This is a genomic window from Henriciella sp. (assembly GCF_049649345.1).
Classification (GTDB): Bacteria; Pseudomonadota; Alphaproteobacteria; order Caulobacterales; family Hyphomonadaceae; genus Henriciella.
This window is the reverse complement of record NZ_JBARZC010000241.1, coordinates 1-2,702: the sequence shown is the minus strand read 5'-3', so window position 1 is coordinate 2,702 and position 2,702 is coordinate 1. Positions and strand designations below refer to the sequence as shown.

Genomic DNA, 2,702 nt, shown 5'->3' with positions numbered 1-2,702 from the left:
CTTCATCATCCCGTCGGACGATGGCCAGAGCGATGCTGTGGGTATCGACTATGTGATCGACCTGTCGGCCGAAGCGCAGTTCGATCCAGGCGACATCGCGCGCTTCCAGGAAATCCTGAACAGCTATATCTCGCACTGGACCAGCGAAGGCTGAGTGTGAGCGCTGCGCCGCCCGGTCCTGATCTCGAGACCTTCCAGACCATGGCGGAGGCCGCGTATGACGGCCTGCCTGACGCCTTCCGGCATGCGGCGGGGCGGATCGTGATCCATGTGCAGGATATCGCCGAACAGGACATTCTTGACGATTTCGGCATTGCCGACCCGCTGGAGCTGACGGGCCTCTATCAGGGCATCCCGCTCATCCATGACAGCGTCAGTTTTCCGCAACCGGAGACTGCCCGCATCTTCCTCTACCGCCTGCCGCTTCTCGCAGAAATCAGGACGCGGCCAGACGTGACGCTGAGCGAACTCATCGAACATGTCGTGATCCACGAGCTCGGCCACCATTTCGGCTGGTCGGACGAGGAGATGCATCGGCTGCTCGATGAGGCATGAGCGCCCGCGGCGGCAAGGGTCAACGCGACCGAATGTGAATGAGGTGGGCCTTTAAAGAGCAGGCCTCGGCGCTTTTGCGGCAGTCGGTCTACCTCGCCTGAAATAGGTGCGCACGAGCCATACAGTCATCAGGGCAAGCACCAGAAATTCCGGAATGACAAGCATGCCGCTATCGCGAATATATTGAGGGAAGACAGTTGATCCCGGCCCGAGATGTCGGGTCCCTCCTTTCCCTCATTGATATCATCGGCCACAGTGTGCGTGACAAGAAACATGGGAGGAGACAGCGATGAAGGATTTAGGCGATCACGACGCAACAGCGTTGGCTGAAATGGTCAGGAAAAAACAGGTCTCCCCGGCTGAGTTGCTGGATGCTGCATTGGAAAGCGCGTCGAAAGCGCAACACGAGCTGAACTGCTTCTCTCGCATATTCGAAGGCCCGGCGCGCGAGCAGCTCAGGGCCGGTGTCGGCGACGGCCCGTTTGCAGGCGTCCCGTTCGCGACCAAGGATCTCGGTGTGAAGATCAAGGGCCTGCCGATGACCAACGGGTCAAACGCCTTCAAGGACAATATCGCAACAGAAAGCGCGACGCTTGCCGAGCGCTACATGAAGGCAGGCCTCGTCATCTTCGCGCAGACGACCAGCCCCGAATTCGGCCTGACCACGTCGACCGAAAGCGAGCTCTACGGCCAGACCCGCAATCCTTGGAACCCGAACCATACCTCTGGCGGCTCATCCGGCGGCGCGTCAGCCTGCGTTGCCTCCGGTGTCATCCCGATGGCACATGCAAGCGATGGCGGCGGCTCGATCCGCATTCCGGCCGCCTGTACCGGTCTTGTCGGCCTCAAACCTTCGCGCGGCCGCGTGCCGATGGGCCCGCCGATCAGCGAGAACTGGTTCGGGCTTTCGACCAATCACTGCGTATCCCATTCGGTCCGCGACAGCGCCGCACTGCTTGATGCAACCCACGGCCAAGAGCCGGGGGGCCGCTATATCGCGCCGCCGCCGCCGACAAGCTTCCTCAAGGCCGCGCAGACGGACCCAAAGCCGCTCAAGATCGCGCTCTGGCCTGTTGCCCCGAATGGCGTCACGCCGGACCCGGAAGCCCAGGCCGGGCTTGAGCGCATCGCCGCGCTGCTCTCAGAGCTTGGCCACACGGTCGAAGAAGCCACGCCCCAGCTCGATGGTGACGCGCTCGGCAAGGGCATGATGGTGATGGTCTCCTCCTTCATGGCCGCTGTTGCAGACGAACGCGAGGCGTATTTCGGCCGCAAGACCGGGCCTGACGATTTCGAACCCGTCAGCCTGCGCTTTATAGAACTTGGCCGGACGATCCCGATGTCGGAACTTGTGAAGACCAATAATGCCTTCCTGAATGCCGCCTACACGCTGGAAATGTTCATGGATGAGGGTGGTTATGACCTCCTGCTCGCCCCGACCCTGTCGCGGCCGCCTGTCGAGCTTGGCGTGCTGGGTCTCAACCCGGCTGACTTCGGAAAATATGGCGAGGACATATCGAGCTTTGCGCCCTGGTGCCCGGTCTTCAACCAGACCGGATGGCCAGCCATATCCCTGCCGCTGCACATGACGAAAGACGGCCTGCCGCTCGGCATGATGTTCGGCGCTAAGCTCGGACGTGAGGATTTGCTCTACTCTATCGCTGGCCAGATCGAGCGCGCCGCGCCGTGGACCGGCAAGCGTGCACCGGTCTGGGTGAGCTAGATTGGCCGGCGGCTTCACAGTGCGCCAGGGCGGCTGCCATTGCCAGGCTATCCGCTTCGAGGCCGATCTGCCCCGTCATGTCGAGGTGGAAGACTGCAACTGCTCGATCTGCGCGATGAGCGGCAATGATCACATCATCGTGCCGGCAAGCCGGTTCCGGCTTCTGAAGGGCGAAAACCATCTGATCGAGTACCGCTTCAACACAGGCCGCGCCCGCCATCTGTTCTGCAGTATTTGCGGCATCAAGAGCTTCTACGTTCCGCGCTCAAACCCGGACGGGTTTGGCATCACCTGGCGCTGCCTCGACGCCTGGGAAACGCTCGATGCGCAGATCGACACATTTGATGGGCAGAACTGGGAGGCGAACGCCGCCCGCCTGGACCATAAATCGAAGGATTAGGGCTCCGGCGGCGCGTCCTCGTCC

The 2,702-nt window shown here is 61.7% G+C and carries 3 protein-coding genes; all 3 read left to right on the top strand.

The window, feature by feature from the left end; genetic code table 11:
• Window positions 1–156 precede the first annotated feature (156 nt).
• Window positions 157–555, top strand: a complete 399-nt coding sequence (locus WA989_RS06180) for a metallopeptidase family protein (protein WP_424339632.1) — start codon at window positions 157–159, stop codon at window positions 553–555.
• Between the two features lie 289 nt (window positions 556–844).
• Complete coding sequence (locus WA989_RS06175; protein ID WP_424339631.1) at window positions 845–2,278, top strand: amidase; 1,434 nt, start codon at window positions 845–847, stop codon at window positions 2,276–2,278.
• 1 nt (window position 2,279) lies between these two features.
• A complete protein-coding gene (locus WA989_RS06170) occupies window positions 2,280–2,678 on the top strand; it encodes a GFA family protein (protein ID WP_424339630.1) in 399 nt (132 codons plus the stop codon).
• Window positions 2,679–2,702 lie beyond the last annotated feature (24 nt).